12 protein-coding genes are annotated in these 16,124 nt (G+C 33.7%); 8 read left to right on the top strand and 4 right to left on the bottom strand.

Features of this window, described 5'->3' with window-relative positions; all coding sequences use genetic code 11:
- The first annotated feature begins 47 nt into the window (after positions 1 to 47).
- The 5 genes from trxA (at position 48) to hxpB (ending at position 6,853) form a co-directional block, all read left to right on the top strand.
- Entirely contained in the window at positions 48 to 404 is a 357-nt protein-coding gene (trxA, locus tag CW751_RS01360; protein WP_101333159.1) for a thioredoxin, read from the top strand.
- Positions 405 to 799: 395 nt separating this feature from the next.
- On the top strand, positions 800 to 1,801 hold the full coding sequence (locus CW751_RS01355) for a T9SS type A sorting domain-containing protein (RefSeq protein ID WP_101333158.1): 1,002 nt from the start codon (positions 800 to 802) through the stop codon (positions 1,799 to 1,801).
- A 741-nt stretch (positions 1,802 to 2,542) separates the two neighbouring features.
- Positions 2,543 to 5,110, top strand: a complete 2,568-nt coding sequence (locus CW751_RS01350; protein WP_101333157.1) for an adenosylcobalamin-dependent ribonucleoside-diphosphate reductase — start codon at positions 2,543 to 2,545, stop codon at positions 5,108 to 5,110.
- 235 nt (positions 5,111 to 5,345) lie between these two features.
- On the top strand, positions 5,346 to 6,194 hold the full coding sequence (locus CW751_RS01345; RefSeq protein WP_101333156.1) for a hypothetical protein: 849 nt from the start codon (positions 5,346 to 5,348) through the stop codon (positions 6,192 to 6,194).
- Positions 6,191 to 6,853, top strand: a complete 663-nt coding sequence (hxpB, locus tag CW751_RS01340) for a hexitol phosphatase HxpB (RefSeq protein ID WP_101333155.1) — start codon at positions 6,191 to 6,193, stop codon at positions 6,851 to 6,853. The genes CW751_RS01345 and hxpB overlap by 4 nt, the downstream gene beginning before the upstream one ends.
- Before the next feature lie 199 nt (positions 6,854 to 7,052).
- Here hxpB and hemL read toward each other — a convergent pair whose 3' ends face one another.
- Both hemL and CW751_RS01330 read right to left on the bottom strand, forming a co-directional pair.
- Entirely contained in the window at positions 7,053 to 8,342 is a 1,290-nt protein-coding gene (hemL, locus tag CW751_RS01335; RefSeq protein ID WP_101333154.1) for a glutamate-1-semialdehyde 2,1-aminomutase, read from the bottom strand.
- Positions 8,343 to 8,487: 145 nt separating this feature from the next.
- Positions 8,488 to 9,357 carry a hypothetical protein gene (locus CW751_RS01330; protein WP_133122095.1) on the bottom strand — a complete coding sequence of 290 codons (870 nt, stop codon included), beginning with the start codon at positions 9,355 to 9,357 and terminating at the stop codon, positions 8,488 to 8,490.
- 406 nt (positions 9,358 to 9,763) lie between these two features.
- Between CW751_RS01330 and CW751_RS01325 the strand changes: the two genes are divergently transcribed.
- From CW751_RS01325 to kynU, 3 genes are all read left to right on the top strand, one after another.
- On the top strand, positions 9,764 to 10,873 hold the full coding sequence (locus CW751_RS01325) for an AAA family ATPase (RefSeq protein WP_205677764.1): 1,110 nt from the start codon (positions 9,764 to 9,766) through the stop codon (positions 10,871 to 10,873).
- The gene (locus CW751_RS15540; RefSeq protein WP_205677763.1) at positions 10,846 to 11,208 is read left to right on the top strand and encodes a hypothetical protein; all 363 of its coding nucleotides are present in this window, start codon (positions 10,846 to 10,848) and stop codon (positions 11,206 to 11,208) included. The genes CW751_RS01325 and CW751_RS15540 overlap by 28 nt, the downstream gene beginning before the upstream one ends.
- Positions 11,209 to 11,310: 102 nt before the next feature.
- Positions 11,311 to 12,588 (top strand): kynureninase, encoded by a 1,278-nt coding sequence (kynU, locus tag CW751_RS01320; protein ID WP_101333152.1) that lies wholly within the window; start codon positions 11,311 to 11,313, stop codon positions 12,586 to 12,588.
- A 34-nt stretch (positions 12,589 to 12,622) separates the two neighbouring features.
- On the opposite strand, the gene CW751_RS01315 is transcribed toward kynU, so the two are convergent.
- Together CW751_RS01315 and CW751_RS01310 are read right to left on the bottom strand one after the other, a co-directional pair.
- Positions 12,623 to 14,914: a helix-turn-helix domain-containing protein gene (locus CW751_RS01315; protein WP_101333151.1), complete on the bottom strand. Its 2,292-nt coding sequence runs from the start codon at positions 14,912 to 14,914 to the stop codon at positions 12,623 to 12,625.
- Between the two features lie 171 nt (positions 14,915 to 15,085).
- Entirely contained in the window at positions 15,086 to 16,030 is a 945-nt protein-coding gene (locus CW751_RS01310; RefSeq protein ID WP_101333150.1) for an NAD-dependent epimerase/dehydratase family protein, read from the bottom strand.
- Positions 16,031 to 16,124 lie beyond the last annotated feature (94 nt).

The raw sequence follows: 16,124 nt of genomic DNA, 5'->3' as shown, positions 1-16,124 counted from the left end.
GAGATAAAGCCTCATCTTTGCAATACATTTAAAAAAGAAAAGATAATATGGCAACAATAAACTTAACAGCAGAACAATTTAAAGCAGATATTTTTGATTATACCGCATCAAAAGAATGGAAATATAAAGGTGATAAACCAGCAATTATTGACTTTTATGCTGATTGGTGCGGACCTTGTAAAGCAGTGGCTCCCATCTTAGAAGAGCTGTCTGAGGAATACGCTGGAAAAGTGAACATTTACAAAATTGACACTGAAGTAGAACAAGAATTATCAGCTGTTTTTGGAATCAGAAGTATTCCGAGCATGCTTTTTATCCCAACAGGAGATAAACAACCTATGATGCAAGCAGGTGCACTTCCAAAAAACTCATTGAAAGAAGTGATTGAGAAAGAGCTAATTTAATGAGTTAGAAATGAAAAGTGTACAGTGTTAACATTAAATGCTTATCAGGAACTTTACCAGTAGTTTAATAAACTACAATAAAAGTACTCTCTTTAACTCGTCAAAATCCTTCCATATTTAAAAATCTTAATTTTCAAATATGATCAGGATGACCCTATTCTAATGTCATCCTGAGGTGAATTTCTATTTCCATCCAGTTGAAAATAGAAATTTACGAAGGACCTTGTCAATTAACCGTTTATTGACATGATTGACGGCTTAGATATTTTTACTGTTAAAGTATCGGATAGGCATTAACAATATTATAACTTTTTTTAATTCAATGTAACATTTGTTATGCACGCATACAGATATGATTCGTTATATTTGCAGTGATTTAAAAACAAGATTATACAATGATTAAAACAGTTATCACTTTATTATTTACTTTCATGTTGACTTTAGGGGTTTTTGCACAATTTGACTTTCAATATACTGGAACAACAAGACCTGCATGGGGAAATCAAGATAGAGAAATTGATGTAATAATTGATGTTACAATTGACAGCTTGTATAAACAACAAGAAGGAACTACAACATTTTATGGTTTATATTTTAGTTATGATATAGAGTTTTTTGAAAATGGAGTTGAGTTACCTTCAAATTTTGAATATAATTTTTGGAATTTAAGATTAAGAATATACTGTGACAATGTTATGACAGACCATGGCTTAATTGATAATGTTAGAAACCAAGGATTTTCTGGGAAGGGTATTGCCTTTAATCGCAAACCATTAGAAGACCCGAATGCGACCCTTGAAAGCCTATTATGTAATGAAATTATATTTTGGGTTGAAGGACCAGGTCTGGACGACGTTGCACCTTCAAAACCACTTCCAATTGAACTTATCACTTTTGATGCTGTAAAAAAAGAACGTAAGGTTGAGCTTTCATGGAAAACGGCAACGGAGACAAACAATGATTTTTTCACCCTTCAACGTTCTTTAGATGGAAAACAATGGGAGAAAGTTCAAACTATTGACGGAGCAGGGAATAGCACAAGCGTCAATGAATATGCTTGGACAGATTATTCACCTCTTGCAGGTGTTTCATATTACAAACTTCAACAAACTGATTTTAATGGTGCAACGACATTTTTCCCTATCGTTTCGGTATTGAATGATGAGACCTTAGCTTTAACTGCCTATCCTAACCCTGTTGAACATACAATTACTTTATCAGGTATAAATAACGAGAATTCTATACATGTTTTTAATTCAATTGGAGTTGAGATAACCCAAGACATATTGATTTCTTTGACTCCATCAAAAAAGAGGTTAATCAATATGTCTAACTTGTCAACAGGAGTATATTATATTTCCAATGGTGAACATACAATTCAGGTTTTAAAACGCTAGCATTTAGCAAATACAATTTCTTAAAATTGTCCAATCAATTCTCAGTAATTTTAACGCTCAAATTTGCCTTTAGATCTATTTTGTTTGAGTTGATTTTGATGTTCAAATTGATACACTATGAATTGTTCAAATTAGATGTAAATCTCCAAAAGAATTTGATTGTACATTCACGATATAATTCTTTCAAGAAAGTATAAATTTTGGTGGTTTTATTTACACTAAATAAAGCGTTGTTTTAGAGAAAAAAACATACTATTTTTCTTCAAATTATTACCAACAAGGACTCTTAAGGCATAAAATTTATATTTATGATTAACGACAAAAAATGTAATCTTATCTATTGATTTTATTGGTTTATAGAAGTGTTTCGTATAAAAAGGCTTTTAAGATGCACATTATTTCAATACAAATCACAATTGTTTTTACTTAATTATAAACATCCTATGTTGATAGATTTTTATTCATGTCTTTTCAACATTTAAAGAGAAATAAAATTAAGGTGATTTATCTTTCATTTCCTTTGCAAATGTGAGGTTTCAAATTGAAATAAAAATCAAACTTTATTTTCCAATTTTAGTAAATGTGAATAAGTAAAAATGATATTTTTTTTTTGAACCTTTTTTGTCAATTAATGTTCCTAATTTTATCCCAGATTTGAGCATCGAAATTTTTCAGACTAAAATTTTATTTCGAATCTAACCAACAAATTGAATATTAACAACTTTAAAAATATATGGTGATATGAGCGAAGGATTGGCACTTAAAACTCAGGACAAATTAAAGAAATACGCGCAGGAAGATGTATTGAAAGCAGCAATAGATTATTTCAAAGGAGACACTTTAGCTGGTGAAGTTTGGATGAAAAAGTATGCGCTGAAAGATGCCATGGGAAACCTTTATGAAAAAACACCAGATGAAATGCATCATCGTTTGGCGAGAGAGTTTGCTAGAATTGAAGCCAAATATCCCAACCCTGTAAGTGAACAAGAAATTTATGACGTAATTAAAGATTTTAAATACATTGTTCCACAAGGAAGTCCAATGGCTGGCATTGGAAATGATTTTCAATATGTTTCTATTTCAAACTGCTTCGTAATTGGGAATGATCGTGATGAAGATTCTTATGGTGGAATTTTGAAATTGGATCAAGAATTAGTTCAGTTGATGAAGAGAAGAGCTGGAGTAGGGGTTGATTTATCTTTTGTTCGTCCGAGTGGATCTCCAGTTCAGAACTCCGCTTTAACTGCCACTGGAGTTGTTCCTTTTATGGAACGTTTTTCAAACTCAACGAGAGAAGTTGCTCAAGGTGGGCGAAGAGGTGCTTTAATGGAATCAATTGCTATTGATCATCCAGACTCAGAGGCATTTATTGATGCCAAAACAACAGCAGGAAAAGTTACAGGTGCCAATGTTTCTGTAAAAATTTCTGACGATTTTATGAAATCAGCATTAACAGGAGGAGATTATACATTGACTTATCCTGTGAAATCAGCGCAACCCACATTTACTAAAACAGTAGATGCAAAGAAAATTTGGGGTAAAGTTGTTCACAATGCGTGGGCTTCTGCTGAACCAGGAGTTTTATTTTGGGATACTTTAATTAAAGAATCTATTCCTGATTGTTACGCTGATTTAGGATTTGAAACAGTTTCTACAAATCCATGTGGAGAAATTCCATTGTGTCCAAATGATTCATGTCGTTTATTAGCGATTAACTTGTACTCATACGTAAATAATCCATTTACAGATGAAGCTACGTTTGATTATGAATTGTTTGATAAGCATGTTGTGTTAGCGCAACGTTTAATGGATGATTTGATTGATCTAGAGCTTGAAAAAGTAGACAAAATCATCAATAAAATTAAAAATGATCCAGAATCTGATCACGTAAAAAATACCGAGTTGAATTTATGGATGCAAATCCGTGAAAAATGTCAACAAGGTAGAAGAACCGGGTTGGGAATTACAGCAGAAGGTGACATGCTTGCTGCCATGGGGATTTGTTACGGTACTGACGAAGCAAACGACTTCTCGGATAAATTACACATGAGATTAAAGCATAACGCTTTCTTATCTTCTAGTATTATGGCAGAAGAGAGAGGTGCATTCCCAATTTGGGACGCAAAACGTGAAGAGAATAATCCTTTCATGTTGCGTATTAAAGAGGAAAATCCTGCGCTTTACGAAAGATTAGTAGAAAAAGGAAGAAGAAATATTGCTTTGTTAACGATTGCACCAACAGGTTCTGTATCTATTTTAACACAAACAACTTCTGGAATTGAGCCTGCATTTATGGTTTCTTACATGAGAAGAAGAAAGATTAATCCAGATGATACGGATGCAAGAGTAGATTTCGTAGATGAAGTTGGTGACTCTTGGCAAGAATACCCTGTTTTCCACCACAAATTTGAAACATACCTTATTGCGAAAGGTTATGATTTGGAAGAGGTACGTAAAATGGATCAAGACCAAATCGCGTCCATTATTGCAAAATCTCCATATCATAAAGCAACGTCAAATGATGTTGATTGGGTAAAGAAAGTGGAAATGCAAGGACGTGTTCAGAAACATATTGACCATTCAATTTCAGTGACGGTTAATTTACCGAATGATATCACAGAAGAAATGGTTGGTAAGGTTTATCAAACAGCTTGGGAGTCAGGATGTAAAGGTGTTACTGTTTATCGTGATGGTTCACGTTCGGGAGTATTGGTTTCAACTTCAGAAAAAGAGGAAAAAGACGATAACAAAACAATTAATTTTGATGACCACCACGCTCCAGAGCGTCCAGAAAAACTAGAAGCAGAGGTTGTTCGATTCCAAAATAACTTGGAAGAATGGATTGCATTTGTCGGGATGTTAGATGGGCGTCCGTATGAAATATTTACAGGACGTAGAGACGGATTCAATGGAATTCCAAATGATGTAAAAAAAGGTTTCATTAAAAAAGTGAAAAGTGATGACAGCAGTCGTTATGACTTCCAATATGAAGATAGAGGCGGATATAACGTTACTGTTGAAGGTTTGTCACGTTCGTTTGACAAAGAATATTGGAATTATGCTAAAATGATATCAGGTGTACTTCGTCATGGAATGCCTTTACTTCATGTGGTTGATTTAGTAGGTTCATTAAACTTAAGTGATGATACACTAAACACATGGAAAAATGGTGTGACAAGAGTAGTGAAGAAATTTGTACCCGATGGAACAAAAAGTAACAACGAATGTCCAGAATGTAATCAAAAAAGCGTTCAGTTTCAAGAAGGATGTTTAACATGCACAAACTGTGGACACAGTAAATGTGGATAACACATAATATATTTTTAAATATTATAGGAGGATGGAAATGGTTTTCATCCTCTTTTTTTGTTTAAAACTTTAGCTGTAAGATCTATCATTAACCCGCATTCTAAAATACAGTGCGATGATTTGAACGTGCCGAAATACAGTCTAGATATGACTCATAAAATTCGTGTTTTGTAAATCTCAAGTCAAATTACCAATTTTTACTATCATTGTACAAATCTTTATTTTAATTTTGAGTATGTCTAAAACTGGCTTTATCATTCTTTTTATCTTGAATCTATTTTATAGCTTTTCACAAGATAAAATAACCCCGCTTCCATCAGATTTAAAAGAAAGTTCTGCATTAATTAAGCATAAAAAATTATTTTTAACAATCAATGACTCTGGTGGTGAACCAATGATCTATGTCTTTGATAAAAAGGCACAAATTAAACACACCTGTTATATTGCTGATGCCAAAAACACAGATTGGGAAGCGCTAGCTTACGATAATGAAAAATATTTATACATCGCTGACATAGGTAATAATGAAAATAAACGCAAAGATTTATGTGTTTATAAATTGAGAATGGATGAGGTTTTAACCGAAGATACCGTAAAGGCCGAACAAATCTTATTCTCTTATCCTGAACAAAGACACTTCCCTCCTTATCAGTCTGATTTGTACTACGATGCAGAAGCAATGGTAGTTAAGCAGAATGTTTTAGGTGAAAATGAATTACTTATTTTTACGAAAAACAGAACTGTTCCTTTTGATGGAATTGCTAAGATTTACTCTCTACCATTAGTTCCAGGGGAATACCAAGCAAATCTTGTAGCAGATTTACAACTACCCGCTACAAATTGGCGCGAGGAAAGCATTACAGACGCTACTTTCTATAATCAAGATGAACTTTATCTATTGACCTATTCTAAGGTTTATATGTATAAATATGAGAATGAAAAATGGGTTCAGAAAAAAGAGTATCTACACGATTCTTGGACACAAAAAGAAGGAATTGCAGCCGATAAAAGATTTATTTATTTGACAGATGAAAATGCAGCGAGTATCTTTAGCCACAATTATCTTTATAAGCAGAAAAAATGATTGACCTTAAAGAAATTGATACCATAATTTTTGACATGGACGGAGTTTTAATCAATTCTGAACCGATGTGGAAAGCCGCTGAAATTAAAGTTTTCGATACCATTGGAATTGACTTTATTGCTGTTGGAGGTGAAAAAACTGTTGGTTTAAGAATAGACGAAGTGGTTGATTATTGGTATGCTTTATATCCGTGGAAAAACAAAACGAAAGCAGAAGTCGTAGATGAAATCATGCTGGAGATGGTCAATGGAATAAAAGCCAATGGAAAACCAATGAAAGGTGTTGTTGAAATTCTAGAATTTTTTAAATCTAAAGGAATGAAAATTGGCTTGGCAAGTTCATCTTTTCAGATTTTAATTGACACCAGTCTCGAAAAACTTGGGATTGCTCATTATTTCGATGTAACACTTTCTGCTCAAAATTGTACTTATGGAAAACCTCATCCTGAAGTATATATTGAAGCTGCAAAATTGTTAAAAAGTGAACCCCAAAACTGTTTGGTTATCGAAGATTCATTAAATGGTGTAATCGCAGGGAAAGCTGCAAAAATGAATGTTGTAGCAGTTCCAGATGGAACACATGAGGTTTCTGAACAATTGAAAGTGGCAGATTTACGGGTGGATAATTTGAAAGAACTTTTGAAAGTTCTTTCAAATTAGGGAGAGTTGCCGATAAATCGGCAGGTGGAGGGTGCAGGAACTCTTCTTCACTCGGTCATCATAGAGAAAAAAAAGGTGATAATGAAATTTTATTTCATTATCACCTTTCTCTTTTAATCAGATTGGGAAAACAGTCTCTCTCTTTAAACTATTTTTCTCGATTTATCGAGGGAAATCCGCTCCCTATCTTCTTGATTCATCAAGAAAATACAGCATCCAATGCATTTTTAAATTGTTGTGCAGCATTTTCAAGCACTTCTTTTGTGTGAACATGAGAAACAAATCCTACTTCGTAACCACTTGGACCAACATATACACTTCTTTCCAATAAGGCTTTGTGTAATTTTTTAAATGGCGTCATGTCAGCATTAATCTGTGCTGCGCTACGTATTGTTGTTTGGTCAGAAAATGCCATCCAGAAGATTGAGCCAACAGTTACCAAAGAGAAATCATATCCCTTTTCTTTGGCATGTGCGTTAACAGATTCAACAAAAGTTTTTGTTCTTGCTTCTTGGTCTTCGTAAAAACCAGGTTGACTACAAACTGTCAATTGCGCAATTCCTGCAGCCATAGCCACTGGATTTCCACTTAAAGTTCCTGCCTGATAAACTGGTCCGTCTGGTGAAACGCTTTGCATGATGTGTTTTTTCGCACCGTAAGCTCCTACAGGCAATCCACCACCAATAATTTTTCCGTAAGAAACGATGTCTGGAGCAATGTCATAATATTCAGCAGCACCTGAAAATGCAACTCTGAATCCTGAAATTACTTCATCAAAGAACAATAAAACACCGTGTTCTGTACACATTTCACGAAGCTTTAGCAAGAACGATTTTTCTTGTAATAAAAGTCCGTTGTTTGCTGGAATCGGCTCTATAATTACACATGCTAAATCATCTGCATGTTTTTCAAAAGCAGCTTCTAATGCCTCCTCATCATTTAAAGGAATAACAATGGTGTCTTCAACTACTTTTTGTGGAACACCCGCACTTGAACTCTCGCCAAATGTTGCTAATCCTGATCCTGCATTTACAAGCAAAGAATCAAAGTGACCGTGGTAACATCCTTCAAACTTGATGATTTTGTTTTTTCCGGTATAACCTCTTGCCAAGCGTATTCCTGACATTACCGCTTCCGTTCCAGAAGAAACAAAACGAATTTTATCAACATAAGGATTTCGAGAAATGATGATCTCAGCCAAATCACTTTCCAATTTCGTAGGCGCACCAAAGCTGGTTCCGTTTTCTAAAGTATCTACTATGTTTTGGTGAACATCTGGGTAGTTATGTCCTAAAATATGCGGGCCAAAACTACAGCAAAAGTCGATGAATTGATTTTCATCTTCATCCCAAATATAAGGACCTTTTCCTTTTTTAATAAACAATGGAGCACCCTCCACCGCTTTAAAAGCACGTACGGGTGAATTCACTCCACCAGGGAAATATTCCAATGCTTTTTCATATAATTTCTCAGAATTTGAACGTTTCATTTTGAACAATTTTGATTTATCGCAAAGGTACTGATTCCTTAGCAGATTCTTGAGATTTTGTGTTTAATAATGTTGGTCTGAGAACTTAAATTATGCAGCTGATAAATAGAGTTAGTAGTAACTTAACATACTTGTTGTTTGACTCTCAATTCAAGGTATAACATATTCCAAAATTTAAGCTAAGTGAATTAGTTTTCTTGAGCGAAAAAGCGAAATTTTTATTTGCTGATACTTGATCTCCAATACTAGGAACATAAGATTCGTAGGAGGTAAAAAAACTTTCATTATTTAAAGACAACCCTAATCTCGTTTGTGAGTTAAAGAAAAACAATCTCAAAAGCGGGAGTTCAATTCCTGTAAATAAGGTTGTTTTTTTTCCAATTTTTAAATGGTATTGAAAAGTACCATTCAAATATAAATCGTAAAGTTTTACTTGATACCCTAGATTATAATCTGAAACATCTTCAGATAAATACTTACGGGTTTTTGAAACCCCATTAGGATCAATTTCCTCCGACTCATGGGCTAAAGAAATGGTTTTATTTCTCCCAGATAACATCCCACTTCCAATGGTAAAACCAAACCTAAGCTTATTGCTTTTTAAAGGATTAAATAACATCCTGAAATTACCTCCAATATAATCCGCTACAAGGTTTTCAGTCATCAACATAGAAAACAAGGAGTCTGGATGATAAACTCGACCTCTATTATTAGTCGAGCGTGAATACCTTACTCCGACACCAAACAAATGCTTTCCGCTTTTCGTACTAATATAGGCTCTGAGGCTATAAGCCGTTCTGAAATGATTTTGCCGTTGAGTAGTTCGAATAAGTCCATTTTTCTGTTCAGATTTTATGTTGTAAAAATTGCCCTCACCATAAAAAGAACTCAATACCGGAACTAATCTAAAGTCCGCTTCCACAGTAACTCTGCTTGAGAAGTCCTGAGCAAACGAAAAGATAGACTTAAATGAATATAAAAACCCAACTACTACAATAATAATAATTCTACTCACTAATTAGTTTTTTTGGTTCTACCACGAATTTAGTGGAATTTTATAAATTAGCATAATAAATTGAATGCCATAACTACCAATTAACTATAGGTTTAACTCAAAAACGTCCCATACTCTATTGCTTAAAAACCGCTTCGAATGATAAATCAATTAAACACGTTAGAACTCACTTCATATTTTACCCTGTTTTTATTCAAACGCAACAAAAAATAGCTAAGACGTTATAAGCTTTTATAATTGTATTTAACTCTATCTATATTCTATATAAATACAGTTATATATTTGTATTTATCTCTAATTTTGTGATATATAAGTACTATTATGAATTTGTATACTTGTATTTATCTCTGTTTTGAAATAGATAAATATAAATATATTTTTGTATATTCGTATTTAACTCTACTTTATGGCTGGTAAATACAAATATATGACAGGAAGAAAAGAACAGGAAAACCTAATGAATGGATTTATCAATAAGAATAAATCGACTTTTTTAGCGGTAACTGGTCGGCGAAGAGTTGGTAAAACATATCTTATAGACGAAGTATATGGCAATCATTTATGTTTACGAATAACAGGGATACAAGATGCAGACACACAAGCTCAAATAAATAATTTTACGCAAAAAATAGCAGAATATTCAAAACTACCAATTGTGACTCCACCCAACAATTGGCAAGAGGTTTTTTCATTATTGAAAATTTATCTAAAAGCACTTTCTAAATCTAAAAAACAGGTGATTTTTATTGACGAATTACCTTGGATAGCAACAAAACGTTCTGGATTTGTGCAGTTATTGGCCCATTTATGGAATGACTACTTATCCAAAGAAAAACATTTTATTTTAGTGGTTTGTGGCTCTGCCACTTCTTGGATTGCAGAAAAAATAGTTAACGATAAAGGTGGATTTCACAATCGATTAGATCAAGTTCTTCAACTCAATCCATTTACCTTAAAAGAAACGAAAGCTTTTTTAAAGCATAAAGGAATCAAGTTAACAGACCAAGCCATTACTGAAATATATATGGTTATGGGAGGAATTCCATATTATTTAGACCAAATAAAAAAAGGAGAATCGGTAAGACAAATAATCGAAAGGCTATGTTTTGATGAAAATGGAATTTTAAAAAATGAATACGACAATCTATACAAAGCCCTGTTTGAAAATGCGAATAATCATGAAGCTATAGTAGCAGCATTGGCGACCTCTCAAAGTGGTTTAACAAGAAAACAAATCATTAATAAATCAAAAGTAAAAGAAGGCGGTCCCTATACCCGAGCGATGAACGATTTATTGATTTCTGGTTTTGTGGAAGAGGTTGTGCCTTATGGCAGAAGCAAAAGAGGTGCGCTATATCGATTGATAGACGAGTACTCCGTATTTTATCATAAATTCATCGTTAAAAATAAAAAAAGGGAAAAGAAATTTGGTCAACTTTGCATCAATCTCAGCAATATAAGATATGGACAGGCTACGCTTTTGAAAACTTGTGTCAACGCCATATTAAAGAGATAAAAAATGTATTGGGAATTTCTGGTGTTTATACCGAGCATTATTCTTTTAATAATAAAGCAGATGAAAATTCGCAATCTAATTACCAAATTGATTTGATAATTGATCGAAAAGACGAATGCATCAATTTATGTGAATGTAAATTTTATAACGGTGAATTCACAGTAACTAAAGATTATGCTAAAAAGCTAAGAAATAGAAAACAAGAGTTTATAGAACGCACAAAAACAAATAAAACTGTCTTTAACACATTGATCACCAACTATGGAGCAAAAGAGAACGAACATTTTTTAGATGTAATAGATATAGATTTCACGGTGAGCGATTTGATGACGTGATAGAATAAAAAATAATCTCAGCCAGGTTTTCCTTAATGCTTTATTCTTCACTACTAATAATTTTTCTATTTTAGGAACCTGATAAATTAAAACATTCCAATAATGTCAAAATATAAAAATACACTTGCTTTTGCACAAGAAAAAGACCAATTCGATCCGTTAAGAAAGTGGAGAGATGAATTTCTTATTCCAGATTTTCATGAAAAGCCTGTGGTGTATTTTACAGGAAACTCTTTAGGGTTACAACCTAAAAGAACCCAAGAGTACATTCAGCAAGAATTAAATGATTGGGCAAAATGGGGAGTAGAAGGACATTTTGACGCTAAAAATCCGTGGTTTTCTTACCATGAATTGCTGACAGAAAAAGCCGCTAAGATTGTTGGCGCTACCAATAAGGAAGTTGTGATTACGCATTCATTAACAACGAATTTACATCTTTTGATGGTTTCATTTTATCGACCTAAAGGAAAACGCATCAAGATTTTATGTGAAGGAAAAGCTTTTCCATCAGATCAATATGCTTTGCAATCACAAGCAAAACACCACGGATATTCCATCGATGAAGCAATAGTTGAAGTTTTTCCAAGAGAAGGAGAACATTTGTTGAGAAACGAAGACATTGTTTCAAAAATTGAGGAACTAGGCGATGAATTGGCAATGGTAATGATTGGTGGATTAAATTATTATACTGGGCAGCTACTCGATATGAAATCAATTACAGAAGCAGGCCATAAGGTAGGAGCAAAAGTTGGTTTTGATTTAGCACATGCTGCCGGAAATGTAGAGCTTTCTTTGCATGATTGGAATGTAGATTTTGCGGCGTGGTGTACCTACAAATACATGAATTCTAGTCCGGGTGGAGTTGCTGGATTATTTGTTCACGAAAAACATGTTACCAATGATGATCTACCACGATTCGCAGGTTGGTGGGGACACAATAAAGAAAAACGTTTCAAAATGGAGCCAGAATTTCAACCCATTCAAAGTGCTGAGTCTTGGCAATTGAGTAACGCACCAGTTTTAGGAATGGCAGCACACAAAGCTTCTTTAGACATTTTTGATGAGGTAGGAATGGCAGCCATCAGTAAAAAACGTGAAGATATAACGGCTTATTTGGAATTTGTAATTAATGAAGTTTCAAAAGCATCAGAAAATGCAGACTTTGAAATCATCACACCGAAAAACCCAAAAGAAAGAGGTTCACAATTAAGTATTTTAGCCCACGGACAAGGAAAAGATCTTTTCGATGCAATGGCAAAAGAAGGAGTTGTAGCAGATTGGCGAGAACCCAATGTAATCCGTATTGCACCTGTTCCTTTATATAACTCTTATGAGGACGTTTATCGATTTAGTGAAATTCTAAAAAACGCAATACAGTAGCCCAGTAAAATAAAGTAAAAGCATAAACATGCTTTTACTTTAATAAACTGTTGTGATATACTTTTAACTCATTCCAGGTAATTGCTTTCCCAACAGCAGCTTTTGCTTCGGTTAAGCTACCCTCGATTTCATCACCAAGTTTGTCTTTTAGGATGGCGATTTTTTCTTGATCTAAAACCTCGTCTAATTCAATTTTTTCATCTTTTATTAATCGACCTAAATGATTATAAATGGTTTCTTCTTTGAGCACACGCGCATCAGCGATTTCTTGAACAGTGTTTCCTTTTTCAAAAAGTTCAAGTGTTTTTTCAAAAGTGCTTACTTTAGGTTTTTTACTTTTTTCTTTCTTTTTGGCTGCTGTTTTTTCCGAAACAAAATCTTGTAATTCACCAATCATAGGGTTTTCCCGCATGATTTCATTTTTAACAACCTGAACTTTAGCGATTTTAAAATTACGAATTTGATCGTCCCAAACATTTTCCTTTGATAATTCTTTTCCGTTATAAAGATTCTGAATCAATTTTCTGGACTTCTTCAATTCCAGGATTGTCTCGGTAAGTAAATCATCCAATTCACCTAGATCTTCAACATACTGTTTCACGTTAGATTTTTTACCGAGCAACAATAACTTTTTAATGTTGCTTCTAAAAACGGGTTCTAATATTTTAATGAAGTAATTATAAGCAGCTTCATAACGTTCATAAAGTAGATCTATGTCTAAATTATCTGGTTGACAAATACGAATTAATTGTGATCTAAACTTTTTTGAAGGTTCTAGTGTGCCCATTAAGGCATTTATCTGCTCTTCAAACCATACTTTGTTTTTTGCCATTTCACTGCGTGGACCAGCTGTTTTATGTGCTGCTTCCAACGATAACCATCGACTAACCATTGCATCCCAATTAAAAGTTTTGGTAAGTCTATTTTGTAAATAGGTAATCGTTCCTAGTTCTAGTTTTCTAGAAAGTAAGTCACGATCTGCTTTGTTTTTTGCATAATTTACTACGTGTTGATCATTGCGTAAACCGTTTAATTGAATTGGACTTGTCAATACCAATCCTTTTAACGAAACTAAACGAGATAGTCCTACATACGCTTGACCGGGAGCAAATACTTTAGATAAATCTAAAACGGCTTTCTCAAACGTTAAGCCTTGACTTTTATGCACTGTAATTGCCCAAGCAAGTTTTAATGGAAAATGTACAAATGTTCCCACAACCTCTTCTTTAATTTCCCCTGATTTTGGGTCTAATGAAAACTTTACATTTTCCCACTCATATTGTTCCACAGAGATTGTCAAGTTTTCATCAGGAAATAAAACTTTGATTTCATCAGGATATAAAGCCGTAACACGGCCAATTTTACCATTGTAGTAACGCTTTTCATGTGACATATCGTTTTTAATGAACATTACCTGCGCACCTACCTTAAGTTCCATCGTTTTAGGTATGGGATAGATATATTCTGGAAACTTTTTTGTCACCACCGCATCATATTTGGTTGTTTTTCCGGGTAATGCCCGAAGTGCTTTATCGTTTATTTCATCCGCTTTAGCGTTATGGGTTGTTAATGTAATGAAGCCCTCGTGTTCTGTAGCGTCAAAATTTGGTTTTACATATTGATTCAATAATTCAACATTCTCAGGAGAAATGTGATTGTTTCTTAGGTTATTCAATACTTCAATAAAGTCAGGATCATTTTGCCGGTATATTTTTTCCAATTCGATGTAGAGGGGTGGATATTCTTGAATCACCTTAGCATGAAAAAAGAAACTTCCTTTATAATATTTATCAAGTTCAGCCTTTTCTTCTCGTTTTACAATTGGGGGAAGTTGCATTAAATCACCAATAAACAATACTTGAACACCACCATAAGGCGTGTCGTTTCTTCTAATTTTACGCAACATAAAATCCATTGCGTCTAGTAGGTCCGAGCGCAACATACTTACTTCATCAATGATAAGCAGTTCCAATTTTAAAAAAATAGAACGCTTCTTCTTGTTCATATTAAAATGTTGTTGAAGCGTAGTTTTGGTATTGAATTGAGTACGTTGTCCTACAAATGGTGGTTGACCTAATTCTGGTATAAATGCGGCAAATGGCATTTGAAAAAAGGAATGTATGGTAACACCGCCTGCATTTAATGCGGCAATTCCCGTAGGAGCAACGACAACGGTGTTTTTATGTGTTGAATCAATGATTTTTTTTAATAGCGTCGTTTTTCCTGTTCCTGCTTTTCCTGTAAGAAACACAGGATGATTGGTTTGATTGATGAATCGTTCTGTAAAGTCTGCAGGAGACTGGATGTCGGTTGTAATTTGCTTCATTATCGTTAAATTTATTCCAATTTTTTGGTGGTTGCTAAATTAAGATAATAAAAAGGTAAATAGAAAGCAAGCGATTGAGAAAAATATTTTTATGTATAGAATCAAATTCTATAGACTTAATGTTTGTAGGCGTGTTTTTATTTTCATACCTAACATGATACAGTATCGTTCTTAAATTTGATTTAATTCCTGATAAATTTTTGATTCGATTACTTTGCGAACACCTATCTCCAGAGGACAGAAATCATGTGCTAATAATTTCCTCATGTTAGCTGCATTTGGTTGCCTTCTTGTCATATCTCCTTCTTTTAGCGGTGGAAGGAAAACAATTTTCGATTGTGATTTTGTGAGGCGTTGAATTACTTCCGCCAGTTCCAGAATTGTTGTCTCTTTATCGTTTCCGATGTTAATAATGTCATTAACGAATAGTTCATTTTTGAACGCCTTCATTGTGGCTTCTATATTGTCATCTACATAACAAAATGTGCGTGTTTGGTCACCTTTTCCATAAATGGTAATGTCTTCATTTTTTAATGCTTGTTTGATAAACTTACTCATTACAAAGTCCGGACTTTGCTTAGGTCCGTAAGTATTAAAAAACCTGAAAATAGTATAATCTAAACCATACATTTGTTGGTATGAACGGCAAAACGCTTCTCCTAAATTTTTTACAATGGCATAAGGAAGTTTTGAATTCAATGGTGTGGTTTTTTCATGTTGTGGTAATTCCACAGGTTCACCATAAACTTCTGATGAGGATGAGAAAAATAAACGTTTAATTTTATGTTCAGTGGACAAATTAAAAATATGCTTGAGACCTTCGATATCATTTAATACAGCAATCGGGTTGTCAGTTGTTCGTTTTACACCTACTACAGCAGCATAATGAAACACATAATCGAATTTATGTTCATTAAAAAGAGCACTCATTTGATCGTAATCATTACAATCAGCCTCAACAAATAAAAAGTTATCAAATTCGCTTTTGGAGATTTTCTGACGCTTTCCTGTTAGGAAGTTATCTACAGCCACAACACTACAATTTGGATCTTCAATTAGTTTATCTGTAAGGCAACTAGGTATAAAACCTGCTCCTCCTGTAACAAGAATTTTCATTCGTTTTAAGTTTAATTCCGCAGTGCTGCATTAATAATATAGAGGTCAAATTTAATAAAAAATCAGATGCAGCATTGTGAAGTGTCTTAATTAT

Origin of the sequence: Brumimicrobium salinarum, assembly GCF_002844555.1 — a bacterium.
Classification (GTDB): domain Bacteria; phylum Bacteroidota; class Bacteroidia; order Flavobacteriales_D; family Crocinitomicaceae; genus Brumimicrobium; species Brumimicrobium salinarum.
Note: the sequence above shows the minus strand (reverse complement) of the source record. Positions and strands in the feature narration are given on the sequence as shown.

Coding starts and splice junctions, on each gene's coding strand:
- hemL (WP_101333154.1), bottom strand. CDS start 8,342: ATGAAACGTTCAAATTCTGAGAAATTATATGAAAAAGCATTGGAATAT.
- CW751_RS01355 (WP_101333158.1), top strand. CDS start 800: ATGATTAAAACAGTTATCACTTTATTATTTACTTTCATGTTGACTTTA.
- CW751_RS01325 (WP_205677764.1), top strand. CDS start 9,764: ATGGCTGGTAAATACAAATATATGACAGGAAGAAAAGAACAGGAAAAC.
- CW751_RS01310 (WP_101333150.1), bottom strand. CDS start 16,030: ATGAAAATTCTTGTTACAGGAGGAGCAGGTTTTATACCTAGTTGCCTT.
- hxpB (WP_101333155.1), top strand. CDS start 6,191: ATGATTGACCTTAAAGAAATTGATACCATAATTTTTGACATGGACGGA.
- CW751_RS01350 (WP_101333157.1), top strand. CDS start 2,543: ATGAGCGAAGGATTGGCACTTAAAACTCAGGACAAATTAAAGAAATAC.
- CW751_RS01345 (WP_101333156.1), top strand. CDS start 5,346: ATGTCTAAAACTGGCTTTATCATTCTTTTTATCTTGAATCTATTTTAT.
- CW751_RS01315 (WP_101333151.1), bottom strand. CDS start 14,914: ATGAAGCAAATTACAACCGACATCCAGTCTCCTGCAGACTTTACAGAA.
- trxA (WP_101333159.1), top strand. CDS start 48: ATGGCAACAATAAACTTAACAGCAGAACAATTTAAAGCAGATATTTTT.
- kynU (WP_101333152.1), top strand. CDS start 11,311: ATGTCAAAATATAAAAATACACTTGCTTTTGCACAAGAAAAAGACCAA.